The sequence below is a fragment of the Pseudomonas iranensis genome (genome assembly GCF_014268585.2).
GTDB lineage: Bacteria > Pseudomonadota > Gammaproteobacteria > Pseudomonadales > Pseudomonadaceae > Aquipseudomonas > Aquipseudomonas iranensis.
Window position 1 is genome coordinate 2818749 of the sequence record NZ_CP077092.1, and the last position, 25947, is coordinate 2844695.

21 protein-coding genes are annotated in these 25947 nt (G+C 62.2%); 18 read left to right on the forward strand and 3 right to left on the reverse strand.

Annotated features, from left to right (window positions below):
• Positions 1-42: 42 nt before the first annotated feature.
• The 3 genes from HU724_RS12685 to HU724_RS12695 all read right to left on the reverse strand — a co-directional run bounded on the left by HU724_RS12685 (position 43) and on the right by HU724_RS12695 (position 4057).
• Positions 43-2211: a TonB-dependent siderophore receptor gene (locus HU724_RS12685; RefSeq protein ID WP_186569807.1), complete on the reverse strand. Its 2169-nt coding sequence runs from the start codon at positions 2209-2211 to the stop codon at positions 43-45.
• Between the two features lie 270 nt (positions 2212-2481).
• Positions 2482-3321: a glutathione-dependent disulfide-bond oxidoreductase gene (gene yghU / locus HU724_RS12690; protein ID WP_186569806.1), complete on the reverse strand. Its 840-nt coding sequence runs from the start codon at positions 3319-3321 to the stop codon at positions 2482-2484.
• Positions 3322-3553: 232 nt separating this feature from the next.
• A complete protein-coding gene (locus tag HU724_RS12695; RefSeq protein ID WP_186569805.1) occupies positions 3554-4057 on the reverse strand; it encodes a cupin in 504 nt (167 codons plus the stop codon).
• Positions 4058-4238: 181 nt separating this feature from the next.
• On the opposite strand from HU724_RS12695, the gene HU724_RS12700 reads away from it, so the two are divergent.
• The 18 genes from HU724_RS12700 to HU724_RS12785 all read left to right on the forward strand — a co-directional run bounded on the left by HU724_RS12700 (position 4239) and on the right by HU724_RS12785 (position 25919).
• Positions 4239-6026, forward strand: a complete 1788-nt coding sequence (locus tag HU724_RS12700; protein WP_186569804.1) for a thiamine pyrophosphate-requiring protein — start codon at positions 4239-4241, stop codon at positions 6024-6026.
• Between the two features lie 10 nt (positions 6027-6036).
• Positions 6037-6774: a DUF72 domain-containing protein gene (locus HU724_RS12705; RefSeq protein WP_186569803.1), complete on the forward strand. Its 738-nt coding sequence runs from the start codon at positions 6037-6039 to the stop codon at positions 6772-6774.
• A 75-nt stretch (positions 6775-6849) separates the two neighbouring features.
• Positions 6850-7737 (forward strand): Dyp-type peroxidase, encoded by an 888-nt coding sequence (locus tag HU724_RS12710; protein WP_071172020.1) that lies wholly within the window; start codon positions 6850-6852, stop codon positions 7735-7737.
• Between the two features lie 9 nt (positions 7738-7746).
• Positions 7747-8712 carry a Gfo/Idh/MocA family protein gene (locus HU724_RS12715; protein ID WP_186569802.1) on the forward strand — a complete coding sequence of 322 codons (966 nt, stop codon included), beginning with the start codon at positions 7747-7749 and terminating at the stop codon, positions 8710-8712.
• Between the two features lie 225 nt (positions 8713-8937).
• Entirely contained in the window at positions 8938-9690 is a 753-nt protein-coding gene (locus HU724_RS12720) for a GntR family transcriptional regulator (RefSeq protein WP_186569801.1), read from the forward strand.
• The gene (locus HU724_RS12725) at positions 9687-11417 is read left to right on the forward strand and encodes a fumarate reductase/succinate dehydrogenase flavoprotein subunit (RefSeq protein WP_186569800.1); all 1731 of its coding nucleotides are present in this window, start codon (positions 9687-9689) and stop codon (positions 11415-11417) included. Before HU724_RS12720 ends, HU724_RS12725 begins: the two co-directional genes overlap by 4 nt.
• A gap of 27 nt (positions 11418-11444) precedes the next feature.
• Positions 11445-11690: a 4Fe-4S dicluster domain-containing protein gene (locus HU724_RS12730; RefSeq protein WP_003225615.1), complete on the forward strand. Its 246-nt coding sequence runs from the start codon at positions 11445-11447 to the stop codon at positions 11688-11690.
• Between the two features lie 216 nt (positions 11691-11906).
• Positions 11907-13331, forward strand: a complete 1425-nt coding sequence (locus tag HU724_RS12735) for an ABC transporter substrate-binding protein (protein ID WP_186569799.1) — start codon at positions 11907-11909, stop codon at positions 13329-13331.
• 215 nt (positions 13332-13546) lie between these two features.
• Positions 13547-14326, forward strand: a complete 780-nt coding sequence (locus HU724_RS12740) for an ABC transporter permease (RefSeq protein WP_186569798.1) — start codon at positions 13547-13549, stop codon at positions 14324-14326.
• Positions 14326-15174 carry an ABC transporter ATP-binding protein gene (locus HU724_RS12745; RefSeq protein WP_186569797.1) on the forward strand — a complete coding sequence of 283 codons (849 nt, stop codon included), beginning with the start codon at positions 14326-14328 and terminating at the stop codon, positions 15172-15174. The genes HU724_RS12740 and HU724_RS12745 overlap by 1 nt, the downstream gene beginning before the upstream one ends.
• Positions 15171-16133, forward strand: coding sequence for a HEAT repeat domain-containing protein (locus HU724_RS12750; RefSeq protein WP_186569796.1), 963 nt, complete (start codon positions 15171-15173; stop codon positions 16131-16133). Before HU724_RS12745 ends, HU724_RS12750 begins: the two co-directional genes overlap by 4 nt.
• Entirely contained in the window at positions 16130-16408 is a 279-nt protein-coding gene (locus HU724_RS12755) for a DUF971 domain-containing protein (RefSeq protein ID WP_186569795.1), read from the forward strand. The genes HU724_RS12750 and HU724_RS12755 overlap by 4 nt, the downstream gene beginning before the upstream one ends.
• Positions 16409-16600: 192 nt before the next feature.
• A complete protein-coding gene (gene lexA, locus HU724_RS12760; protein WP_186569794.1) occupies positions 16601-17218 on the forward strand; it encodes a transcriptional repressor LexA in 618 nt (205 codons plus the stop codon).
• Complete coding sequence (gene imuA, locus HU724_RS12765) at positions 17218-17835, forward strand: translesion DNA synthesis-associated protein ImuA (protein ID WP_186569793.1); 618 nt, start codon at positions 17218-17220, stop codon at positions 17833-17835. The genes lexA and imuA overlap by 1 nt, the downstream gene beginning before the upstream one ends.
• Positions 17836-17840: 5 nt before the next feature.
• Positions 17841-19256: a Y-family DNA polymerase gene (locus HU724_RS12770; protein ID WP_123442653.1), complete on the forward strand. Its 1416-nt coding sequence runs from the start codon at positions 17841-17843 to the stop codon at positions 19254-19256.
• Positions 19253-22330, forward strand: coding sequence for an error-prone DNA polymerase (locus HU724_RS12775; RefSeq protein ID WP_186569792.1), 3078 nt, complete (start codon positions 19253-19255; stop codon positions 22328-22330). The genes HU724_RS12770 and HU724_RS12775 overlap by 4 nt, the downstream gene beginning before the upstream one ends.
• Positions 22331-22982: 652 nt before the next feature.
• Entirely contained in the window at positions 22983-23672 is a 690-nt protein-coding gene (locus HU724_RS12780) for a GntR family transcriptional regulator (protein ID WP_016774461.1), read from the forward strand.
• A gap of 135 nt (positions 23673-23807) precedes the next feature.
• Complete coding sequence (locus HU724_RS12785) at positions 23808-25919, forward strand: PAS domain-containing hybrid sensor histidine kinase/response regulator family protein (protein ID WP_133338163.1); 2112 nt, start codon at positions 23808-23810, stop codon at positions 25917-25919.
• Positions 25920-25947: the final 28 nt, after the last annotated feature.

Sequence of the window (25947 nt, forward strand, 5' to 3'; positions counted from 1 at the left end):
AACTCCCGGCGCCCTGTGTGGTGCTTGCTGAGCGCTATCGCCTCAGAACTTGTACTTGGCGGTCATCATGTAGCTGCGCGGGGTGCCGTAGTTATCGGTCGAGCCCCAGGTCACGTCGGTGCCGATGGAGGAATAGTACTTGCGGTCGAAAATGTTGTTGGCGTTGACCTGCAAGTCGAGGTGCTTGTTGACCTCATAACCGGCCATCAGGTCGGTGACCGCGTAGCCACCCTGTTCGAGGCGATAGCTGCCGCCGTTGGCCAGAGCGATGTCGTTGTACATGCGGCTCTGCCAGTAGACGTTGCCGCCCACGCGCAGTTTTTCCAGCGGGCCTTTGAAGCGATACACGGTGGAGACCTTGAACAGGTGCTCGGGCATGTCGGTGTCGAATTTCTGGTTATTGTTGGCCGGGTTTTCGTCCTTGATGTAGTGGGCGCGGGTGAAGGTGTAGCCGGCGCCGACTTGCCATTGCTCGGTCAGCGCACCTTGCAGTTCCATGTCCACGCCTTGGGCGCGAACCTTGCCGGAGGTTTCGTAGCAGGTCAGTTCCGGGCAGCCTAGCTGGGTCGCTGCCTGAGTGGCGCGGTTGGTCTGGTCCATCTGGAACACTGCCACGCTGCCGTTCAGCGCACCGTCGAAATATTCGCCCTTGATACCGACTTCGTAGTTTTCACCGACGATCGGCTCCAGCACTTTGCCGCCCAGGTCCTTCTGGGTTTGCGGGGTGAAGATGTCGGTGTAGCTCGCGTAGACCGAGTGATGGTCATCGAGTTTGTAGATCAGGCCGGCGTAACGGGTCAGGTTGCGCGTGACCTTGAAGTCACCGTCGGCACTGCGATCGTCGTAGTCATACCAGTCCAGGCGGCTGCCGAGGATCAGCGTCAGCGGGTCGGCCAGGCTCAAGCGCGTGGTCAGGTAAACCGCATCCTGAGTGGTTACGTTGCGCGATTTGCCACTGCGCACGAAGTCAGGCTTGGGCGCGCCGATCGGCAGGCCGGTGTCGTAGGGCGAGTATTCCTTGGTGGTGGCGTCGTACACCCGATTGCTGGCGCCGACTACCAACTCGTGGGTACGGCCGAACGCTTCGAACGGGCCGCTGGCGAAACCGTCGAAGGCGCGTTGCTTGTCGGTGTGGTGCGATTGGTAGGCGGTGGTTTCCAGCGGGCCGTCGTAACGCGACAGGTACGTGCCGGAGAATTCACCCTCGAGTGTCGACGTCGAGCCACCGAGGTGCAGTTTCCAGTCGTTGTCGAAACGGTGTTCGACTTCACCGAATACGGTGTCGACTTGCAGCTTGCGGTTCTCCCAATCGGTACCGGGATAGGTGGAGCGGGGCAGATCAAGGTGGTGGCCGTCTTCGCCGATCGGCAGGCCGCCCCAGAAATAATTGGTCTGATCGTTCTGCCGGGAGAAACCGAGGGTCGCCGTGGTGCTGTCGCTAAGGTCGGCTTCACCGATGGCGTAGAACAGGCCGTGATCGTTTTCTTCCTTGTCGCGAAAACTGTCGGCGCCCTGATACGACGTCACCACCCGGCCACGCAGGGTGCCGCTGTCGTTCAGCGGGCTGGAGGCGTCGACTTCGCCACGGTAGTCATCCCAGCTGCCGGCGGCGCCGGTGAGGGTCACGCGCTGATCGGCGGTCGGACGCTTGCGCACCATGTTGATCGCCGCCGACGGGTTGCCGGCACCGGTGACCAGACCGGTCGCACCACGGACGATTTCCACCCGATCAAACATCGCCAGGTTCGGTTGCACCGCCAGGGTGTACGGCGAATACGAGCTGGGCAGGCCGTCGTACATGATGTTGTCGATGTCGAAACCGCGCGCCTTGTAAGTCTGCCGCCCCGGGCCGCTGGCCTCGCTGAGGAACAGCCCCGGCGTGCCGCGCACCACGTCGTTGACGCTGGTCATGTTCTGGTCGTCCATGCGCTGGCGAGTGATCACCGTCACCGCCTGCGGCGTTTCGCGCATGGTCAGCGACAGCTTGGTCGCGGTCTGCATCGGGCCGGTGGTGTAGGACTGCGTGTCTTCGGTGGTGCTGCTCATCTGCGTGGCGCCGATTTCGGTCGCTTGCAGTTCCAGCGGGCCATTGGCGGGCGCAGTGGCTGCGGTTTCTTCAGCCAACGCAGGAGCGATGCTGGCCATGCCGATGGCGATTGCGAGGAGGTTAGGTGAAAGGTTCGAGCGGCGGTGAATGGTGTGAAACGACATCTATCTGCTTCCCCAAGATTTACCCAAACGAAACTAATGCGAGTGCATGTAAGAATTATTCGCATTAGTATGTCGGAAGTTTCCGGGGGAATAAACCCGTACGAGTCAGTTAGTTAATGATTTTTTCACAATTGGATTTGATGGCTTTCGCAGGCAAATGTGGAAGCGAACCTGCTCGCGAAGGCGGTGGGTCATTCAACGGGTTCGTTGTCTGATACTCCGCTTTCGCGAGCAGGCTCGCTCCCACAGGGTTATGCGTTTTTTCTGAAATCAGTCCAGATCCTTCGCCTCATGCCGCTCCGGCACCTGACTGTCTTCATCACCCCAGGTGCGATTCACTCGCTGCCCACGGATTACCGCTGGCCGCTTGGCGATTTCTTCGGCCCAGCGCTGCACATGGGTGTATTCATGCGCCGCGAGAAATTCCGCCGCCGAGTAAACGTTGTTGCGCACCAGTTGCCCGTACCAGGGCCATACGGCGATATCGGCGATGGTGTAATCGTCGCCGGCCAGATAGGCGTTGTCGGCGAGACGGCGGTTGAGCACATCCAGCTGCCGTTTGGCTTCCATGGTGAAGCGGTTGATCGGGTATTCGAGCTTCTCCGGCGCATACGCGTAGAAATGCCCGAAACCGCCGCCCAGATACGGCGCCGAGCCCATTTGCCAGAACAGCCAGTTGAGGGTTTCGGTGCGACCGGCCGGATCCTTGGGCAGCAAGGCGCCGAACTTTTCCGCGAGATACAGCAGGATCGAACCGGACTCGAACACCCGGATCGGCGGCTCGACGCTGCGATCCAGCAGCGCCGGGATTTTCGAGTTCGGGTTGACTTCGACAAAGCCGCTGGAGAACTGATCGCCCTCGCCAATGCGGATCAGCCACGCGTCGTATTCGGCCTCGCTGTGCCCGAGTGCAAGCAGCTCTTCGAGCATGATGGTGACTTTCACACCGTTGGGCGTGGCCAGCGAATACAGTTGCAGCGGATGCTTGCCGACCGGCAGTTCCTTATCGTGGGTCGGCCCGGCGATCGGCCGGTTGATGCTGGCGAAGTGGCCGCCGGAAGGGGCTTCGTGTTTCCAGACCTTGGGCGGAACGTAAGACGCTTTGCTCATGAAACGGACCTCGTCGATGCTGGGAGAGAACAGGTAGACACCGTATCTCGAAAGGATTGAGAACACTACCTTGTGGGAGCTGGCTTGCCAGCGATGACGGCGGCACATCCAGCATCAATATTGGCTGACCCACCGCAATCGCTGGCAAGCCAGCTCCCACAGGTTCGGAGTCAGGCACAAGTCTCCCGTGGGAGCGAGCCTGCTCGCGAAAGCGTCGGCAGTGTCGCCGCGCCTAATGGCTCCAATACTGCCCAACCGCACCCCCGACTCCCTGCACCGGATCTGTCTCAGGAAACGCCAGCCCCGCAATCCGCGCCAACTGCGCATCACTCGGCGCGGCCCGGCAAATATCCGCCTGCTGCCCCGGCGGATAAGCACCCACCACCAGAAAATCCGCACTCGAGCCCAGATTGCAGTGCCCGGTCCCGGCGGGCAGCAACAGCACATCACCGGCACTGACGTCGACGACTTGCCCATCAGGCCCGCCCAACATCAGCCGCGCCTGCCCGGCCGCCACGCCAAGCACTTCATGGCCTTCGGTGTGGTAGTGGTGATAGTCGTAAACTCCGTAGCGCCACTGCGCCGGCCAGCCATTGGCGCCGAAGGTCTGCTCGAAGCGCGCCGCCGGGTCGTCGCCCTCAACGGCAATCGCGCGGCGGTAGATCAGCACTGGCAGACGCGGATTGTTCGGCACCCAGTCATTACGTTGAAGCAGCAGGGTTTGTACTTCAGTCATGGCCCATCCTCCTTCGATCATTTCTCAATCGACCACAGAGCAGGGCGCGCGCCTCAAAAAAATCATTGCCGCGCAAACACGGCGCCGAAGTTGATACCCGGAAAATCCAGCGAAACTTCATCGCGCAGCGGGCTGTCCAGACCCTTACATGTCCATGCAGCGGTAAATGGCGAGGGTCAAGATGACGATGACAGTTGGTGATTTTCTGGTTGAGCGGCTCAGCGAATGGGGCGTGACGCGGATTTTTGGTTATCCGGGGGATGGCATCAACGGCGTGTTCGGCGCCATGAGCCGGGCCAAAGGCAAGATCGAATTCGTTCAGGCACGGCACGAGGAAATGGCTGCGTTCATGGCCTCGGCCCACGCCAAGTTCACTGGCGAGCTGGGCGTTTGCATCGCCACCTCCGGCCCCGGCGCTTCGCACCTGATCACCGGCCTCTACGATGCGCGCATGGACCACATGCCGGTGCTGGCCATCGTCGGTCAGCAGGCGCGCACGGCGCTGGGCAGTCACTACCAGCAGGAGCTGGATCTGGTGTCGATGTTCAAGGATGTCGCCGGTGCGTTTGTGCAGCAGGCTTCGGCGCCGTCGCAAGTGCGCCATCTGCTTGATCGCGCGGTGCGCACTGCGGTCGGCGAGCGCCGCGTCACCGCGTTGATTCTGCCCAATGACTTGCAGGATCTGCCCTACGAACAACCGGCGCGCGCCCATGGCACCGCGCATTCCGGCGTCGGCTACAGCAAGCCGAAAGTCGTTCCTTATGCAGCCGATCTGCAACGCGCCGCCGAGGTACTGAACAGCGGCGAGAAAGTCGCGATTCTGGTCGGTGCCGGTGCGCTGGAGGCGACCGATCTGGTCATCGCCGTGGCGGAGAAACTCGGCGCCGGTGTCGCCAAAGCGCTGTTGGGCAAAGCAGTGTTACCTGACGATTTGCAGTGGGTCACCGGCAGCATCGGCCTGCTCGGCACCGAGCCCAGCTACAAGCTGATGAGCGAGTGCGACACCTTGCTGATGATCGGTTCGGGCTTCCCGTATTCCGAGTTTCTGCCCAAGGAAGGCCAGGCGCGCGGGGTGCAGATCGACTTGCAGCCGGACATGCTCAGCCTGCGTTATCCGATGGAGGTCAATCTGGTCGGTGATTCAGCGGAAACCCTCGCCGCGTTGCTGCCGCTGCTGGAACAAAAGACCTCGAACAAATGGCGCAAGAAGATCGAAGGCTGGCGCGGGAGTTGGGAGAAAACTCTGGAAAAACGCGCCATGGCCAAAGCCGATCCGGTCAACCCGCAACGAGTGGTCTACGAGTTGTCGCCGCGTTTGCCCGAGCAGGCGATTATCACCAGCGACTCTGGCTCTTGCGCCAACTGGTTCGCCCGCGACCTGAAAATCCGTCGCGGCATGAAATGCTCACTTTCCGGTGGCCTGGCCTCGATGGGCGCGGCGGTGCCCTATGCGATCGCGGCCAAGTTCGCCTTCCCGGAACGCCCGGTCATTGCCCTGGTCGGCGACGGCGCGATGCAGATGAACAACATGGCCGAGCTGATCACTGTCGCCAAATACTGGCGGCAATGGCAGAGCCCGAAATGGATCTGCGCGGTGTTCAACAACGAAGACCTCAACCAGGTCACCTGGGAGCAGCGGGTGATGGAGGGCGATCCCAAGTTCGAAGCGTCGCAAAGCATTCCGGACGTGCCGTATCACCTGTTCGCGATCTCCATTGGCCTCAAGGGCATTTTCGTTGACCGTGAAGAAGAGGTCGCCGCTGCGTGGGAACAGGCACTCGCCTCGGAAGTGCCGGTGCTGATCGAGTTCAAGACCGACCCGAACGTGCCGCCGCTGCCACCGCACATCAAGCTTGAGCAAGCGAAGAAATTCGCCACGACCCTGCTCAAGGGCGATCCGGACGAAGCCGGGGTGATCGTGCAGACCGCCAAGCAGGTGCTGGGCGCCGTGTTGCCGGGCAAGAAATGACGGTGCGCGCTTGAACGAACCAGCGATATTCATCGGTTGCGCCGGCTGGAGTCTCGGGCGCGAGCACTGGCCGGCATTCCCCGCCGAGGGCACGCACCTGCAACGCTACGCCGCGCGCTTCAACTGTGTGGAAATCAACAGCTCGTTCTATCGTCCGCATCGGCGTCAGACCTACGAACGCTGGGCCGACTCGGTAGCGCCGGACTTTCGCTTCGCCGTGAAAGTGCCGAAGCTCATCACCCATGAACAGCGGCTGGCGGACAGCGCGGCCGCGCTCGATGAGTTTCTCGGGCAATGCCAGGGCTTGGGAGATCGACTCGGTTGCCTGCTGGTGCAACTGCCACCCAAACTTGCCTTCGATGCGCCGGTGGCCGAGGCGTTTTTTCATGCCCTGCGCGAGCGGTTCAAGGGCAGTGTGGTGCTGGAACCACGACACGAATCGTGGACTGGCGCTGAGGCCATGCTGGTGGAGCTGCAGATTGCCCAGGCAGTGGTCGATCCCTCGCGGATCAGCACCGACACCGCGCCGGGCGGCTGGCAAGGCTTGCAGTATTGGCGCCTGCATGGTTCGCCACGGATTTATCACAGCGGTTATGACGCGGCTTATTTGCAGCAGCTTGCTCAGAACCTGCAGAGCGCGAAGGCTGAAGGCAAAGACATCTGGTGCATCTTCGACAATACCGCCAGCGGTGCTGCCACGGCCGATGCGCTGGCTTTGAAGGCCTTGATCGAAGGCGTCGAACGCTGAACGACGACGCTCTCACCAACCCACACAAACCATCCGGCTACAGGTAAACTCCGCTCACTTTTTCAAGGAGTTCACATGAGTTACTACCAGCCGGGCATTCTCGCTACCCCTGTTCCTGCGCAAGCACGTCATCTGTTTTTCGCCCTGGCGTCGGTTGAAGCCTTGCCGCAAGCGATCGACAGCCTGCTGATGCTGGTGGATGGCAAGTCGGCGGTGGTTGGCTTTGGTGAGTCATTGACCAAGGCGCTGAATGTCGAAATCGCTGGCCTGCGCAGCTTCCCGGCGCTGACCGGCGTCGGCGTGAACAACCCGTCGACCCAGCATGCCCTTTGGATCTGGTTGCACGGTGTCGACCGTGGTGAACTGCTCAACCGCTGCAACGCTATCGAAGCCGCGCTGGCCCCGGCCTTGCGTCTGGTCGAGATGCAGGAAGCCTTCCGCCACATGGACGGCCACGACCTCACCGGTTATGAGGACGGCACGGAAAACCCCCACGATGACGCCGCTGTCGCCGCCGCGCTGCTGAGCTCCGGCGCAGACGGACTGGTCGGTGGCAGCTTCGCCGCGATCCAGCAGTGGCAGCACGACCTCAAGGGTTTTCATCGCCTGTCTGCCGGCGCCAAGGACGACATCATGGGACGGCGCTTGAGCGATAACGAAGAAATCGACGACGCGCCGATCTCCGCCCACGTCAAACGCACCGCGCAAGAGAGCTTCGCGCCGGAAGCGTTCGTCGTGCGCCGCTCGATGCCATGGATTGAAGGCGATCGTGCCGGTTTGATGTTCCTCGCCTTCGGCTTTTCGCTGGATGCTTTCGAAGCACAGCTGCGGCGCATGAGCGGCCTGGAGGACGGTATTGCCGATGGCTTGTACCAGATCAGTCGGCCGATCACCGGCGGCTACTACTGGTGCCCGCCGCTCAAGGACGGACGCCTTGATCTGCGCGCGCTGCGCATCGGCTGAGGACTGCCTATGAACGTGGTGCGCTGGGGCATGATCGGTTGCGGCAGTGTCGCTGAACGCAAGAGCGGACCGGCCTTTTACAAGGCGCCCGGTTCGGCACTGGTCGCGGTGATGGGCCGACGCCTCGAAGCCGTCACCGATTACGCTTCGCGCCACGGTATCAGCCGCGTCTATACCGATGTCGATGCGCTGATCAACGATCCCGAAGTCGACGCGGTGTACATCGCCACACCACCCGACAGCCACCACGCCTACAGCCTGAAAGTCGCCGCCGCCGGCAAGCATTGCTGCGTGGAAAAGCCCATGGCGCTCAATGCCGGGCAAAGCCGCGAGATGCAGCAAGCGTTCGCCGCTGCCGGTCTGCACTTGTTCGTCTCCTATTACCGCCGCTCGCTGCCGCGCTTCGCTCAGGTGCGGCATTGGCTGGAGGAGGGGCGCATCGGTGATGTCCGCCATCTGAGCTGGACACTGACCAAAGCGCCGTCGCCGGCTGATCTTGAGGGGCGCGATAATTGGCGCACCGATCCGGCGGTGGCCGGCGGCGGATACTTTGCCGATTTGGCCAGCCATGGCCTGGACCTGTTCCAGTATCTGCTTGGCGACATCGTTGAAGTCGCCGGTTTCACCGCGCGTCAGGCGGGTCTGTACGCGGCGGAAGATGCGGTCAGCGCCACTTGGCGGTTCGCTTCCGGAGCGCTGGGCATGGGCTGCTGGAACTTTGTTGCGGATCGGCGCGAGGATCGCGTCGAGATTATCGGCAGCCAAGGGCGGATCGGGTTTTCGGTGTTCGACGAGCATCCGGTACAGCTCTTTGCCGAGGAGCAGCTCAGCCTGGAGATTGCCCATCACGAGCATATCCAGTGGCACCACGTGCTGGGGATGAATGCGCATATTCGGGGTGATTCACAGCATCCCGCCGTGGCCGAGCAAGCCATCAAGACCGATTGGGTCATGGACCGGATACTCAAACGCTGAATAGCTCACGATCCCCTGTGGGAGCGAGCCTGCTCGCGAAAGCGGTGTGTCAGTCACGGAGGTATTGTCTGACAGAATGCTTTCGCGAGCAGGCTCGCTCCCACAGGTGTCCCACAGGTCTCCCGGCGCAACGCGCATCTAAGGTTATGCCCAAACAATATTTCTCAACCTCGTCATAACCTCTCTAAGATCACGTCATAACTCGTTATAACAAGTGATCCGACGATGACCGATAACGTTCTCTCCCTCAGTAGCGTTCCGCTGCACACCCAACTGCGCGACGTTCTGCGTGCGCGGATTCTCGACGGTGAATACCCGCAAGACAGTCAGATGCCTTCCGAAAGCGAACTCGGTGCGCTGTTCAAAGTCAGCCGCATCACCGTGCGCCAGGCACTCGGTGATCTGCAAAAGGAAGGCCTGATCTTCAAGATCCATGGCAAGGGCACCTTTGTCGCCAAGCCGAAAACCTTTCAGAACGTCGGCAGCCTGCAAGGCCTCGCCGAGTCGATGACCGGGCGCGGCTACGAGGTGATCAACCGCCTGCGCAGTTTCAAATTCATTCCGGCCGACAAGCGTGTCGCCGAGCGTCTGCAGGTGACCGAGGGTGAAATCGTCGCGCAGATCAAACGCGTGCGCCTGATCAACCGCGAGCCGATCTCGCTGGAAATCACTTACCTGCCCAAAGCCGTCGGCGAGCGATTGGAAAAGGCTGATCTGGTCACCCGCGACATCTTTTTGATCCTCGAAAACGACTGCGGCATCGCCCTCGGCCACGCCGATCTGGCCATCGACGCAGTGCTGGCCGACAGCGATCTGACCCAGGCGCTCAACGTCGAAGCAGGCTCGCCGATCATGCGCATCGAGCGCCTGACCCATGACGCCCAGGGCCAGCCGCTGGATTTTGAACACCTTTATTACCGTGGCGATGCGTTCCAGTACCGCCTGCGGATCGACCGGCAAAAAGGGGAGCAGGCATGACCCGCAACGTTCTAGAACAGGAATACGACATCGTCGTGATTGGCGGCGGTACGGCCGGGCCGATGGCGGCGATCAAGGCCAAGGAGAAGAACCGCGATTTGCGCGTGTTGCTGGTCGACAAGGCCAACGTCAAGCGCAGCGGCGCGATCAGCATGGGCATGGACGGCCTGAACAACGCGATCATCCCGGGGCATTCCACGCCAGAGCAGTACACCAAGGAAATCACCATCGCCAACGACGGCATCGTCAATCAGGCGGCGGTCTACGCGTATGCGACGCACAGTTTTGAAACCATCGAACAACTCGACCGCTGGGGCGTGAAGTTCGAGAAGGACGAAACCGGTGACTACGCGGTGAAAAAGGTTCACCACATGGGCGCCTATGTGCTGCCGATGCCGGAAGGGCACGACATCAAGAAAGTCCTGTATCGGCAGTTGAAACGTGCGCGGGTGAGCATCACCAATCGCCTGGTCTGCACGCGTTTGCTGACCGACGAGGAGGGCGCGGTCAACGGAGTGATGGGCTTCGATTGCCGCACCGCCGACTTCCATGTGATCAAGGCGAAAGCGGTGATTCTCGCCTGCGGCGCGGCCGGGCGCCTCGGTCTGCCGTCGTCGGGCTACCTGATGGGCACTTACGAAAACCCGACCAATGCCGGTGACGGCTACGCGATGGCCTATCACGCAGGCGCCGAACTGGCCAATCTTGAGTGCTTTCAGATCAACCCGCTGATCAAGGACTACAACGGTCCGGCCTGCGCCTACGTCACCGGCCCGCTGGGTGGCTACACCGCCAACAACAAGGGTGAACGCTTCATCGAGTGCGACTACTGGAGCGGGCAGATGATGTGGGAATTTCACCAGGAACTGGAAAGCGGCAACGGCCCGGTGTTCCTCAAACTCGATCACCTGGCCGAGGAAACCATCCAGAACATCGAGGAAATCCTGCACAGCAACGAGCGCCCGAGCCGTGGCCAGTTCCACGCCAACCGTGGCACCGACTACCGCACGCAGATGGTCGAAATGCACATTTCGGAAATCGGTTTTTGCAGCGGCCACTCGGCGTCCGGTGTGTGGGTCAACGAGCGAGCCGAGACGTCGGTCAAGGGCTTGTACTCGGCCGGCGACATGGCTGCGGTGCCGCACAATTACATGCTCGGCGCGTTCACTTACGGCTGGTTCGCCGGGCACAACGCCGCGGAATTTGTCGCCGGTCGCGAGTTTTCCGCACTGGACAGCGAGCAGATCGCCAAGGAGAAAGCCCGGGTCTACGCGCCGCTCGATCGCCAGGACGGTCTGCCGCCGGCGCAGGTCGAATACAAACTGCGGCGCTTCGTCAACGACTACCTGCAACCGCCGAAAGTGACCAAGAAGATGCAGATCGGCCTGCAACGCTTCAGCGACATCGAGCGCGATCTCGAGCAGATGAAAGCCAACAACGCTCACGAACTGATGCGAGCGATGGAAACCAGCGTGATCCGCGACTGTGCCGAAATGGCCGCCCGCGCGTCGTTGTTCCGCGCCGAAAGCCGCTGGGGCCTGTACCACTATCGCGTCGATCATCCGCAACGCAACGACGCCGAGTGGTTCTGCCATTGTCATCTGAAGAAGGGCGAGGACGGCAAGATGACCAGTTTCAAGAAAGCCGTCGAGCCTTACATCATCCCGCTCGACGCCGAGGAAATGCAGGCTTACGACCGCCTGCGGGTCGGCGCCTTCGCCGCTTGATGCATCACTGAAAAGAGAGTCCGAACCATGGCTTATCAAGCTCAGGAAATCTTCTTCCGCTCCAACGCGCCGGTCACGGTCGACGAGGACAAATGCATCGCCGAAAAGGGCTGCACCGTGTGCGTCGACGTCTGCCCGATGGACCTGCTGGCGATCAACCCGGCCACGCAAAAGGCCTACATGGCGTTCGATGAATGCTGGTACTGCATGCCGTGCGAGAAGGATTGCCCGACGGGGGCGGTGAAGGTCGACATCCCCTATCTCCTGCGGTGACAGGTCGGACGCCATCGCTGGCAAGCCAGCTCCCACAGGCTTCTCTAGCGTGTGCGAAATTTTGTTCCACTACAGATCCCTGTGGGAGCTGGCTTGCCAGCGATGAGGCTCGCCGGGACAACCTAAAAGCTACCCGGAAACCCCGGACGCTCGATTCACCGAAAACCCCTCGTTTCCCACCGCGCCCCGATCGCGGCGGAGACGAACTTCAAACCAATGATTCGAGGGGAAACACTCATGTTGCGTGCAGCACTCGCCGGTCTGGTACTGGCTTCATTCACCTTGTCGGCCTCCGCCGAAACCATCCGCATCGCCATCGGCACCCAGGACACCACCATCAACTGCGCCGCCGGCGGCCTGTTGATCCGTGAACTCGGTCTGCTGGAAAAATACCTGCCCCACGATGGCGCCTACAAAGATGCGAAATACGACGTGCAGTGGAAGAATTTCACCAGTGGCGCGCCGCTGACCAACGAGATGGTCGCCGGCAAACTCGATTTCGGTGCCATGGCCGATTTCCCCGGTGCGTTCAACGGTGTGGCGTTCGAAACGGCGGGCAAGCACAGCCTGTTCATCAGCGTGCTGTCGGGCAGCATCAAGGGCAGCGGCAACGGCATCGTCGTGCCGAGCGCTTCGTCGGTGCAAAGCCTCAGCGAACTCAAGGGCAAGACCATTTCGGTGCCGTTCGCCTCGACGGCTCACGGCATGTTGCTGCGCGCCGTGGCAGAGCAGGGCTGGGACCCGCTCAAGGATGTCAACATCATCGCCCAGCCACCGGAAGTCGCCGGCTCGGCATTGCAGGCCGGCAAGATCGACGCTCACGCCGACTTTGTGCCTTTCGCCGAGCTGTTCCCGAGCCGTGGTTTCGCCCGCAAGATCTACGACGGCGCTCAGGCCAACGCGCCGACTTTCCATGGCGCACTGGTCGATCAGGCCTACGCCAAAAAGTACCCGGAAATCGTCGTCGCCTATCTGCGTGCGAGCATCGAAGCCAACCAACTGCTCGCCGCCGAACCGGAGAAGTACAGCGAACTGATCGCCAAGGTCACCGGGGTCGATGCCGAGGTCAACTACCTGTTCCATGGCCCGTTGGGCGTGCAGACCCGCGACCTGAGCTGGAAGCCTGAATATCGCCAGGCTGTGGGTACTGCCATCGATACCCTGAAGCTGCTGAAGAAAGCCGATCGCGGGCTCGACCTGAACAGCTTCATCGACGACCAGTACATTCGCGCCGCGTTCAAGGCTTCGAACCTCGATTACACCGCGCAACTGGCCAACTACGCGCAGACGCCATTGCCGGGTGTGGATGCGGCGACGGGCAAAGCCATCACCGACGTCAGCCATGTCGCGGAAATCTGGGTGCGTGGCGAGGAAAAAGTCCGCCGTTATGGCTCGGCTGAAGCGGCGTTCACCGCGTTGGCAGGGTTGAAGCAGGAGGGCAAGAACATTCGCGCGGTGTATGCGCAGGCCAGTGACAGCGGGATCAAGTTGCTCGCTGAACAGGCGTGGTTTGCCAGCGACGCCAAGGGCGGCCTCAGCGCATTTCTGCTCAAGGGCCAGGCCCGGCAATACGCTGCGGCGCAGGGTGGCAAGGTGTTCGACTTTAGCGATGCCACTGCGCAAGCCGTTGCCGCGCGCTGAAGACCAAAAGCCCCTCACCCTAACCCTCTCCCGGAGGGAGAGGGGACTGACCCAGTTGTTGGTGAGAGATACGCCGACGTGAAGTACCGAGTCGAACTCAGGTCGTGAAAAGCACGCCAATCGGCTCCCTTTCCCCCTCGCCCCCCTGGGGGAGAGGGCTGGGGTGAGGGGGTAAATCTCAGCCATCACAGAGAACCCGAACTGGAAACCGGACTATGAAAACACCCTTGCGCTGGACATCAAGAGCCGCCTCACTGCTGCTCTGCCTGCTCTTCTGGCAGCTCGCCGCCAGCCACCACTGGAACCTCGGCCTGGTCACCTTCGCCAATGTGCCAACTCCCTTGGCGGTCATCGAAGCCGCGCTGGGCCTGGGCGACTCGGGCAAACTCTGGCAGCACCTGAGCAGCAGCCTCGGCCGCGTTTTCGCCGGCTACCTAGCGGCACTGATCATCGGCATCGCCCTGGGCCTGGCCATCGGCCGGTCGAAATGGGCCGAAGACATTCTGCTGCCACCACTGGAGGTCCTGCGCCCGATCCCCGCCGTGGCGTGGATTCCGCTGGCGATCCTGATGTTTCCATCCTCGGAATTGTCGATGGTCTTTATCACCTTCACCGGCGCGCTGTTCCCGATCCTGCTCAACACCGTGCACGGCGTCGAAGGCGTCGATCCACGCCTGATCGCCTCGGCAAAAAGCCTCGGAGCAGGGCGCCGGGCGATTCTGCTGGAAGTAATCCTGCCGGGCGCTGCGCCGAGCATCATTACCGGCCTGGCGATCGGCATGGGCACTTCGTGGTTCTGCCTGGTGACGGCGGAAATGATCTCCGGGCAGTTCGGTATCGGTTACTACACCTGGGAGTCCTACACCATTCAGAACTACGCCGACATTGTCGTCGGCATGCTCCTGATCGGCGTGTTGGGCATGGGCAGCAGTTGGCTGATCAAACGCCTGGGCGGCTTGTTCACGCCTTGGCATCGACCGCGAGGCAAAGCCTGATGAGCGTGATGCAAACCCCGGAAGGGCGGATCGACATTCGCCAGTTGTCCATCGTCCTCGGCCAGGGCCGCGAAGCCTTCGAAGCGGTGCAGGGTCTCGATTGCCAGATCGAACCCGGCCAGTTCGTATGCATTCTCGGCCCGTCCGGTTGCGGCAAGTCGACCTTGCTTGGCGCCCTGGCCGGACACTTGAATGGGGGTACCGGCAGCTTGAAAGTCGACGGCAGCGCGGTAGCCGGCCCGTCGTCGCAGCGCGGCATGGTGTTTCAGCACCACACGCTGTTCCCGTGGCGCACGGTGCGCGACAACGTCGCCTTCGGCCTGAAGATGCGCGGCGTCGGCAAGACTGAGCGCCGTCGCGCCGCTGACGACATCCTCAAACTGGTCGGCCTCGAAGGCTTTGCCGAGCGCTGGCCGGATCAACTCTCCGGAGGCATGCAGCAACGGGTGGAGATTGCCCGGGTGCTGGTCAATCGCCCGCGCCTGTTGCTGATGGACGAGCCGTTTGGCGCGCTGGATGCGCTGACCCGCTTGAACATGCAGGAACTGCTGCTGGACATCTGGACGCGCATCCGCACCACGGTGGTTTTCGTCACCCATGACATCGACGAGGCGCTGTTTCTAGCCGATCGCTTGCTGGTAATGAGCGCGCGACCAGGGCGAATCATCGAAGACCTGCGTCTGGACTTTCCACGCCCGCGTACCAGTGAGCTGGTGACCAGCCCCGAGTTCGCTCGACTGAAACGCCATTGCCTCGACCTGCTGCGCCACGACAACGACCGACCGCTGCCGCGCCTCAACCCGCTCGGCCTGCCTCCTGAAAACCCTTTGCCGCGATTTGCCCTATGACCTCTATTTTTGCTGTGACCGACAACGAAGACATCCTCGCCCTGCAACCGCGCCTGACGGCTGAAGACGCTGGCGTGCGGCGCATTGCCCTGATTGATCTGGCCGATCTGGAGGAACCGGATGGTTTGCTCTGGCTGGTTGATCGACTCCGGCAGGATCCCGCCGAGGACGTCCGCGCTGAAGCCGCACGATTGCTCGAAGCGTGGGAGGATGAGGCGGTCGTGCAAGCCTTGTGCGAAGCACTGACGGATCCGGCGCTCGCGGTGCAATCGGCGGCGGCGCAAAGTCTGAGCCTGCTCAAGACTGCGGCGGCGGGGCGGGTGATTCTGCCGTGGACCGCGCATGCCGAGGTCAGTGTGCGCATCGCCGCCTTTCGGGCGTTACGCGAATTGCGCTTCGCCGAGGCCGCGCCGGCTGCCGTCGCAGCGCTGGAGGACACCGATGCCAATGTCCGTCGCGAAGCGGTCGGTGTGCTCGGCTGGCTCAAACAGCTCGACGCGCTGCCAGCCCTGGCGCGCCTGGCCAGCGACGACCCGGACACCGAAGTGCGCCGCGCCGCGACGGGTGCGCTCGGTCTGGCCAGTGGCACCGAAGTATTGCCGGCGTTGCGCCAGGCTTTGCGCGACCCTGCCTGGCAAGTGCGCGAAGAAGCTGCGACCACGCTGGGCAAGGTTGGCCACAGCGACGCCGGCCCGGCCTTGGTCGAAGCGCTGAGCGATGATTACTGGCAAGTGCGCCTGCGCGCCACTCGCAGCCTTGGCCGCTTGCGCTTCGTCCCGGCGCTGGAAGCATTGATCGACACCCTCGGCCACCGCATCAGCAATCTGCGCAAGGAAGCCGCGCTGACCCTCGGTGAATTGAACGATCGCGGCGCCGTGGCCGCGTTACAGGCGGCGCAGGACGACGGCGACCCGGAAGTGCGCAAAGCCGTGCGCATCGCTCTGAGTCAATTGCAATGAATCCGCTGGCGGTGGGCAACTCGCAGAGTGCACGCACGTTGCGCCTGAGCTGGCCGGACGGGCGCGAATCGCTGCTCAAGCATGCCGATCTGCGCCGGCAGTGCCCGTGCTCGCAATGCCGCGCATTTCGCCTGCGCGGCGTCACGCCGCTGATTGATGATCGCGTGCGCCTGATCGAGGTCAATCCGCAGGGGTATGGCGTGCAACTGGTATTCAGCGATGGCCATCAGCGCGGGATTTACCCGTGGGAGTACCTGGCGCAACTGGATTCCTGACCTTATCCGATGTTCGTTCCCACTCTCCGCGTGGGAATGCAGTCCGTGACGCTCCGCGTCACTGGACGCGGAGCGTCCCTTGAGGCATTCCCACGCAGAGCGTGGGAACGATCAGATCGCAGCCTTCGGCAGCTCCTGCGTCGGCTTGCGCCGACTGGCGGTTCTTGTCAGGCATTTCCCACAGGAGTACAAATGTACTCCATGACGAACCTCACTCCCCGCCGTACCGCCATTCTGACCTTTATCCGCGATCGCATCGCCGAACACGGTCAGTCTCCAAGCCTCGCTGAAATCAGCGAGGCTTTTGGTTTTGCCTCGCGCAGTGTGGCGCGCAAGCATGTACTGGCGCTCACCGAAGCCGGTTTCATTGAGGTCAATCCGCATCAGGCCCGGGGCATTCGCCTGCTCGGTCAGCCACCGCGTCCGGAATTGCTGGAGATCCCCGTACTTGGTCGTGTTGCCGCCGGCGCACCGATTGGCGCCGATGCCGATATCCATAACCGTTTGCTGCTCGACCCGGCGCTGTTCTCCCGCACCCCGGATTACATGCTGCGGGTGCAGGGCGACTCGATGATCGAAGACGGCATTCTCGATGGCGATCTGGTCGGTGTGCGGCGCAATCCCGAGGCGCTGAACGGCCAGATTGTCGTTGCGCGTCTGGACGGTGAAGTCACCATCAAACGCTTCGAACGGGTCGGGGATGAAGTGCGCCTGCTGCCGCGCAACCCGGCGTACAAGCCGATTGTCGTGCGTGATGATCAGGATCTGGCCATTGAAGGCGTGTTCTGTGGTCTGGTGAGGCAAGGCTGATGGGCGCCGTCGTTGCGTTGGATACGCTGTTCAATGGCGGCCAGGTCTGGCGCGGCCGGCCTGCGCCACCGGCGGCGAGTCCGCAGCCGACCGGGCATGCGGGACTGGACTCGGCTCTGCCCAGCGGCGGCTGGCCGGAAGCGGCATTGAGTGAAATTCTCTTGGCCGGCCCCGGTGTCGGCGAGTTGCAACTGGTCTGGCCAACCTTGGCGCGATTGTCCGCGGCGGGTGAGCGCATCGTTCTGGTGGCGCCGCCGTTCGTGCCGTACCCGCAGGCCTGGGCCAATGCCGGAGTCGATCTGCGCCAGTTGTCGGTGATTCAGGCCAGCGAACGCGATGCCTTGTGGGCGGCGGAGCAATGCCTGCGCTCGGGCAGTTGCGGCGCGGTGCTGTGCTGGCCGAACAAGGCCGATGACCGAGCCTTGCGGCGTTTGCAGGTAGCGGCGGAAACCGGCCAGACCCTGGCCTTTGCCTGGCGCCCGTTGAGCGAAGCGGTCAACCCGTCACCGGCAGCGTTACGGATTGCCATCGATGCCAAACCGGCGCAGCTACGCGTACTCAAATGCCGTGGCGGCCTGGCGCGTGCTACGCCGATTGCCTTTGCCGTGGGGCACTGATTGTCATGCGCTGGGTATGTATCCTGTTTCCGCAATTGGCCCTCGACGCCGTACTGCGTCAGCGGCCCGACCCTGAAGAGCCGCTGGTCCTGCTCAGCGGCCCGGCCCAGCGGCGGGTGCTGCAAGCGGTAAATCCGGCGGCACGCAAACTCGGCCTGCGCCCCGGCATGTCGATGACCGCCGCGCAAGCCATGAGCAAAGGCTTTGCCACCGCCGATTATGAGGTGGCCGAGGTCGAGCACTGGCAGCAGTTTCTCGCCGCATGGGCCTATCGTTTCAGCGCGCAAGTCAGCGTGCATTATCCGCGTACCGTGGTGTTCGAGATCGAATCCAGCCTCGGACTGTTCGGTACCTGGCCGCAATTCGAAGCACGCCTGCGTCAAGAACTGAAAGATCTGGGCTTTCGTCATCGCATCGTCGCCGCGCCGAACCCGGTGGCTGCGCGAGTGCTGGCCAATGCCTACGATGGCTTGGTGGTGCCGGACGGTGAGGCTTTGCAGCATCATCTCGGGCAATTGCCGGTCGACCGCGTCGGGCTGGAGCCGAATGTCGCCACGGCGTTGTCGCGCATGGGCCTGCGCAATCTCAGTCAGGTGCAAAGCCTGCCACGCCAGGCACTGGCCCGGCGTTTCGAAGCGCAGATGCTCAAGCACCTCGACACGCTGTTCGGCGCACGCCCTCTGGCGCTGGCGTTCTATCTGCCGCCCGACCGTTTCGATATCCGCATCGAACTGAATTTCGACGTGCAATCCCATCAAGCCTTGCTGTTCCCGTTACGGCGCTTGACCGGCGACCTGTCGGCGTTCCTCTGCGGGCGCGACAGTGGCGTGCAGCGTTTCGATTTGCTTCTGGAACACGCCGGGCTGCCGGACACAGTGATCAAGGTCGGCCTGCTCAGCGCCGAGCGTGACGCGGCGATGCTCTTCGAACTGGCCCGTGGCCGGCTGGAGCAAGTCCAGGTCGAAGCACCGGTGCGTGGTTTTCGCTTGCGCGCCGAAGACCTGCCGAGTTTCGTTCCGCAGTATCAGGAGCTGTTCGACGACCGCCCGCAGCAGACCTTGCCCTGGGAGCAATTGCGCGAACGTCTGCGCGCACGGCTGGGTGATGACGCGGTGCAGGGGCTGCGCTTTCAGGCCGATCATCGCCCTGAGTGCGCGTGGCAGAACGCTGCCGATAAACACCTTTGCACGGGGTTGCCCAGCGTGCAGCGTCCGGGCTGGCTGCTCAACGAACCGCAAAGCGTGCCGGAAGGTTCGGCGCGGATTCTCATGGGGCCGGAGCGCATCGAATCCGGTTGGTGGGACGGTGGCGACGTGCGGCGTGATTACTACCTGATCCAGAACCGCGCCGGTCAGCAGGGCTGGGCCTGGCGGGCGGTGGGTGAGGGCGGTCCGCTGTGGCTGCAGGGCTGGTTCGCATGAGTGCCGATTACGTCGAACTGCATTGCCTGTCGAACTTCAGTTTCCAGCGCGGAGCCTCGAGCGCGCTGGAACTGTTTCAGCGGGCGAAAAAGCACGGCTATCAGGCGCTGGCGATCACCGACGAATGTACCCTGGCCGGCATTGTTCGTGCGTGGCAAGCGGCGAAGTCCGTCGAGTTGCCGTTGATCATCGGCAGCGAGATACGCATCGACAACGGCCCGAAACTGGTGCTGCTGGTGGAAAACCTTGCCGGTTATCAGGCCCTGTGCGGCTTGATCACCCAGGCCCGGCGGCGTACGCAGAAAGGCCAGTATCGGGTGCTGCGCGAAGACTTCGCCGAAGCGCTGCCGGGTTTGCTGGTGTTGTGGGTGCCGGATTCAGTGGATGACCGGGAAGAAGGGCGATGGCTGAAACAAACCTTCGGCGACCGCGTGTGGCTCACGGTGCAACTTCATCGCGGGCAGAACGATCAACAGCGGCTCGCGGCATTGTTGGCTCTGGCGGCAGAGTGGCAGATTCCAGCCGTGGCCAGCGGCGATGTGCACATGCACGCCCGGGGGCGCCGTGCCTTGCAGGACACCATGACTGCAATCCGTCATCACGTGCCGGTGGCAGAAGCAGGTTTGCGCCTGCATCCCAATGGCGAGCGGCATTTGCGCTGCCTCGATGAGCTGCGCGCCCTGTATCCGCCGGACTTGCTCGAAGCGTCGCTAAAACTGGCCAGACGCTGCATCTTCGATCTGAGCGAGCTGCGCTATCAGTACCCGAAAGAGCTGGTGCCCGAGGGCCACAGTGCCAGTTCCTGGTTGCGCCATCTGACCGAGGAGGGCATTGCCTGGCGCTGGCCGCAAGGGCCTCAGGCCAAGGTGCTCAAGCAGATCGACGACGAACTGCAATTGATCGCCGAACTCGGCTACGAAAGCTACTTCCTCACCGTGCACGACGTGGTGCGCTTTGCCCGCGAGCAGAAAATCCTCTGTCAGGGCCGTGGTTCGGCAGCCAACTCGGCGGTGTGTTATGCCTTGGGTATTACCGAAATCGACCCGGAGCGCACCACGCTTTTGTTCGAACGTTTCATGTCCAAAGAGCGCAACGAGCCGCCGGACATCGATGTCGATTTCGAGCACGAGCGCCGCGAAGAAGTCCTGCAATACGTGTTCAACCGTTACGGCCGGCGACGTGCGGCGCTGACGGCGGTGGTCAGCACCTATCACGCCACCGGTGCCGTGCGCGATGTGGCCAAGGCCCTCGGCCTGCCGCCGGATCAGATCAACGCGCTGGCCGACTGCTGCGGGCGCTGGAGCGATGAAACGCCGCCGCTGGAACGTTTGCGTGAAGGCGGCTTCGACCCGGATAGTCCGGTGCTGCGCCGGGTGCTGAGCCTGACCGGGCAACTGATCGGCTTCCCCCGGCATCTGTCGCAGCATCCCGGCGGTTTTGTGATCTCCGAGCAGCCGCTGGACACCTTGGTGCCGGTCGAAAACGCGGCAATGGCCGACCGCACCATCATTCAGTGGGACAAGGACGACCTCGATGCGGTCGGCCTGCTCAAGGTGGATATCCTCGCCTTAGGCATGCTCAGTGCGATTCGCCGCTGCTTCGACCTGCTGCGCCGGCATCGTGATCTGAACCTGACGCTCGCGACGATCCCCGCCGAAGACAAACCGACCTACGAAATGATCAGCCGCGCCGATACCGTCGGCGTGTTCCAGATCGAGTCGCGGGCGCAGATGTCGATGCTGCCGCGCCTGAAGCCTAAGACCTTCTACGATCTGGTGATTGAAGTGGCGATCGTCCGGCCCGGGCCGATTCAGGGCGGCATGGTTCATCCGTATCTGCGCCGACGTAATAACGAAGAGGCGGAAACCTATCCATCGCCGGCGCTCGAAGTCGTACTCAAAAGAACCCTGGGCGTGCCGTTGTTCCAGGAACAGGTCATGCAGATCGCCATCGTCGCTGCCGACTATAGCCCCGGCGAGGCCGATCAGTTGCGCCGCTCGATGGCGGCGTGGAAGCGCCATGGCGGACTGGAGCCGCACAAGGAGCGCCTCGCCGCCGGCATGAAAAAGAACGGCTACACACAGGAATTCGCTGCGCAGATCTTCGAGCAGATCAAGGGCTTCGGCAGTTACGGCTTCCCCGAATCCCACGCCGCCAGTTTCGCCTTGCTGACCTACGCCAGTTGCTGGCTCAAGTGTCACGAGCCAGCGGCCTTCGCCTGTGCACTGATCAACAGTTGGCCGATGGGCTTTTACAGCCCGGACCAGATTCTGCAGGACGCGCGGCGGCACCAATTGCAGATCCGTCCGGTGGACGTGCGCGCCAGTGACTGGGATTGCAGCCTCGAGCCGCTGAGTGCCGGGCAACCGGCTATTCGCATGGGCCTGCGCATGATCAAGGGGTTTCGCGAAGAAGATGCCCGGCGCATCGAAGCCGCGCGCCGCCACGGGGCCTTTGCCGATGTCGCTGACCTGGGTGAGCGCGCCGCCCTCGACAGTCGTGCGCAGGCCTTGCTGGCAGACTCCGGCGCCTTGCGCGGTCTGGCCGGGCATCGCCATCGTGCGCGTTGGGAAGTGGCTGGGGTGCAGAAACAACTCGGCCTGTTCGCCGGTCTGCCCAACGAGGAAGAAGTCAAAATCGTCTTGCCTAAACCCAGCGTTGGCGAAGACCTGCATGCTGATTACGCCACGGTGGGGACGACGCTGGGGCCGCACCCGTTGGCATTGCTGCGTGGCGAGTTGCAGGCCCGGCGCTGCCGCAGCTCGCGGGAATTGATGGATATCGAACATGGCCGGCCGGTCAGCGTGGCCGGTCTGGTCACGGGCCGACAGCGACCCGGTACGGCCAGCGGCGTGACGTTCGTGACCCTGGAAGACGAGTTCGGCAACGTCAACGTGGTGGTCTGGCGTGACCTGGCCGAGCGTCAGCGCCAAGTGCTGGTGGGGTCGCAATTGCTCAAGGTCGACGGCCGCTGGGAACGCGAAGGCGATGTGCGCCACCTGATCGCCGGGCGCATGAGCGACCTGAGCCCGCTGCTCAACGGCATTCATGTGCAAAGCCGCGATTTCCACTGACCCTTGTGGGAGCGAGCCTGCTCGCGAAAGCGCAGTGTCAGGCGATGACGATGTTGACTGTGCCGGCGCCTTCGCGAGCAGGCTCGCTCCCACAGGGATTTTGGTTGCGATGAAGATTGTCGATCTGCCCCGTATCAGTGTGGGAGCGAGCCTGCTCGCGAAAGCGCAGTGTCAGGCGATGACGATGTTGAATGTGCCGCCGCCTTCGCGAGCAGGCTCGCTCCCACAGGGATTTGGGTTGCGATGAAGATGGTCGATCTGCCCCGTATCAGTGTGGGAGCGAGCCTGCTCGCGAAAGCGCAGTGTCAGGCGATGAAGATGTTGAATGTGCCGCCGCCTTCGCGAGCAGGCTCGCTCCCACAGGGAATTGGGTTGCGACAAAGATTGCTGATCTGCCCCGGACCATTGTGGGAGCGAGCCTGCTCGCGAAAGCGCAGTGTCAGGCGATGACGATGTTGAATGTGCCGCCGCCTTCGCGAGCAGGCTCGCTCCCACAGGTTTTGGCTGTTTATCCAAAATCGAGATAAATCAAAAGGCTGCACCTTTGGCCCGAAGGCAGATATTCTGCGCTTCACACTGGTACGGGAACCCGATCAATCTCCATGGCCAGCCACTGCCAGGATGAATTGCCCGACGCCAAAGGAGTGTTCGAATGAGCGAAAAGAAGCTGGAAACCACGGTCGATCGCGTCTACCAAGGGGTTTATGCGGCGATCAGCAAGCGTTCGTTGCGCCCGGGCATGAAGCTGGGCGAGGCCTCGCTGGCCGAGCTGTTCAATGTCAGTCGCACTTCGGTGCGGGCTGCGCTCAAGCAATTGGAGGCCGATGGTCTGGTCACCACCGAGCCCAACAAAGGCGCATCGGTGTCGCTGCCCAGTGACGCAGAGCTGCGTTCCTTGTTCGAAACCCGGCGGCTGATCGAGATCGGCATCGTCACCGAACTGTGCCGGCGTAAAGACAGCGTTGCCATGCAGGATCTGCGTGAGCACTTGTTACTGGAAGATGCCGCGCATGCTGCCGGCGACCATGAACGACTGATCCATCTGCTCGGCGAGTTCCACCTCAAACTGGCGCGCAGCCTGAACAATCCGGTACTGCTCGACTGGTTCCAGAAGCTGATCTCCCGGGCCTCGCTGTATGCCGCCGCGCTCGATGATGACAGTCATCAAGCCTGCCGCGACGATGAACACCTGCGTTTGCTCGAGTACATCGAAGCCGGCAATCAGAGCGCCGCAATCGAACTGACCTGCACGCACCTCAACGGAATCGAGAAAGCGATCCTCGACGTCGCGGCAAAAATGAAAACCGGCTATCACCCACTCAAACACTTGATTGGCGTCTGAATGGCTCTGCGTCGCAAATCAGCTATACCTGCGATGAAACCAATGCGTTTCCACAGCCTCGAAACACACGGGCGTCGCGTCGTTGCAGCGTTGCGATAGATCGGAAAACCGCAAAAAAGGACACTGAGTCAGGCGATGCAGTTTTTATCCGAAAGCCACGGTTGTGAAGGCTGGAAAGGCGAAATGGCCGAGCGCATCCGTGCGTTCGACTGGAGCCACACGGAACTTGGCGCGCTCGCCGAATGGCCGGCCAGCCTGTGCAACACCGTGCAACTGATGCTGGCTTCGCCGTTGCCCATGGTGATGCTGTGGGGCCACGCCGGCTACATGATCTACAACGACGCTTATTCCGAATTCGCCGGCGGCCGCCACCCCTATCTGCTTGGCGTCCCGGTTGAGCTGGGCTGGCCGGAAGTCGCCGAATTCAACCGACACGTCGTTGACACCTGCCTGGCCGGTGGCACCTTGTCCTATCGCAACAAAGAGCTGGTATTGCTGCGCGACGGCGTGCCCGAAGACGTCTGGATGGATTTGTATTACAGCCCGGTGGCCAACGACGAAGGCGTGCCCGGCGGCGTCATGGCGATGGTGGTCGAAACTACCGAACTGGTGCATTCCGAGCGCCTGCGCCAGGCGGCCGAAGATGCCTATCGCGCCGACAACGAGCGCGTGCGTCTGGCGCTGAATGCCGGCGCATTGCTTGGCTCGTTTGTCTGGGACATCAAGAACAATCGCTTCTCCGCTGACGAACGTTTCGCCCGCACCTTTTCCTATCCGCCGGATCAGGACCTGAGCGATCTGCAACAAGAGATCGCCGAATCGCGCATTCATCCCGAAGATCACCGTTGGGTGCAGGAGCGGGTTGCCCATTGCGTGCGCACAGGCGAGCCCTATAACGCCGAATACCGTGTGCGCCGCGCCGACGGCCAGTATCTGTGGGTGCTGGCCAGTGGTGCCTGCGAGTTCGATGAGCAAGGCAAACCGTTTCGCTTCCCCGGCGTGCTGATCGATATTCATGAACGCAAGAATGCCGAAGAGTCGCTGCTCAAATTCACCCGCAACCTCGAACAGCGCGTGGCCGCCGAGGTGGATGCGCGACTAGCCGCAGAAGAACAGTTGCGCCAGTCGCAGAAACTCGAAGCCATCGGCGGCCTGACCGGTGGCGTTGCCCATGACTTCAACAATCTGCTGCAAGTGATCGCCGGCAACCTGCATCTGCTCGCTCGGCATGAGCCCAACAATGCCAACGTGCAGCGCCGGGTCGGGGCTTCGCTGGCGGCGGTCGAGCGCGGGGCCAAACTGTCTTCACAATTGCTCGCGTTTGCCCGGCGGCAACCGCTTTCACCCGCCGTGTGCAACCCAGAACAGATTTTCGAAGGCGTTGGCGAGTTGCTGCAACGCGCCTTGGGCGAAACCATTCAGATCGACGTGCAGTTGCCGCCGCAGCCGTGGCATATCAACGTCGACCGCAACCAACTGGAAAACGCGATTCTCAATCTGGCCATCAACGCCCGCGACGCGATGAAGGGCGAGGGCGTCATCGGCCTCAGCGCCGCCAATGTCTGTCTGGACAGCGAATATTGCGCCGGCAAGGGCATAGCGGCCGGTGATTATGTTCGCGTGGCGGTCACCGACACCGGCGTGGGTATTGCCCCACAAATGCTGGAACAGGTCTTCGAACCGTTCTTCACCACCAAGGCCGACGGCCAGGGCACCGGGCTCGGTCTGAGCATGGTGTTCGGTTTCGTCAAACAAAGTGGCGGCCACGTCGAGATTGACAGCAAGCTCGGCGAAGGCACGCGGGTGCAGTTGTATTTCCCGCGCAGTCTGCGTCCGGTTCGCGAAGAGACCGCCAGTGTCGGCGAACGCAAGAGCGGCGGCCACGAAACCATTCTGGTGGTGGAAGACAATGACGCGGTGCGCGCTTCGGCGGTCGAGTTGCTGCGCGAGGAAGGCTATCGGGTGATGACCGCGTGCAATGGCGACGTGGCCATGCAGATGTTGCTGGAAGGCATCGAGATCGATCTGATCTTCACCGACGTGGTCATGCCCGGCCTGATCAAGAGTTCGGATCTGGCCGCGTGGGCCAAGGTGCAGACACCGCCGGTGCCGGTGCTGTTCACTTCCGGGCATACCCGCGACATCATTTCCCGCGACCACCAGCTCAGCCCCGATACGCATCTGCTCGGCAAACCCTACAGCCCGCAAGCGTTACTGCAGATGATTTGCGAGGTGCTCGGCACCTGATGCCGAGCGCTGCCCAGTTTTTCAATCA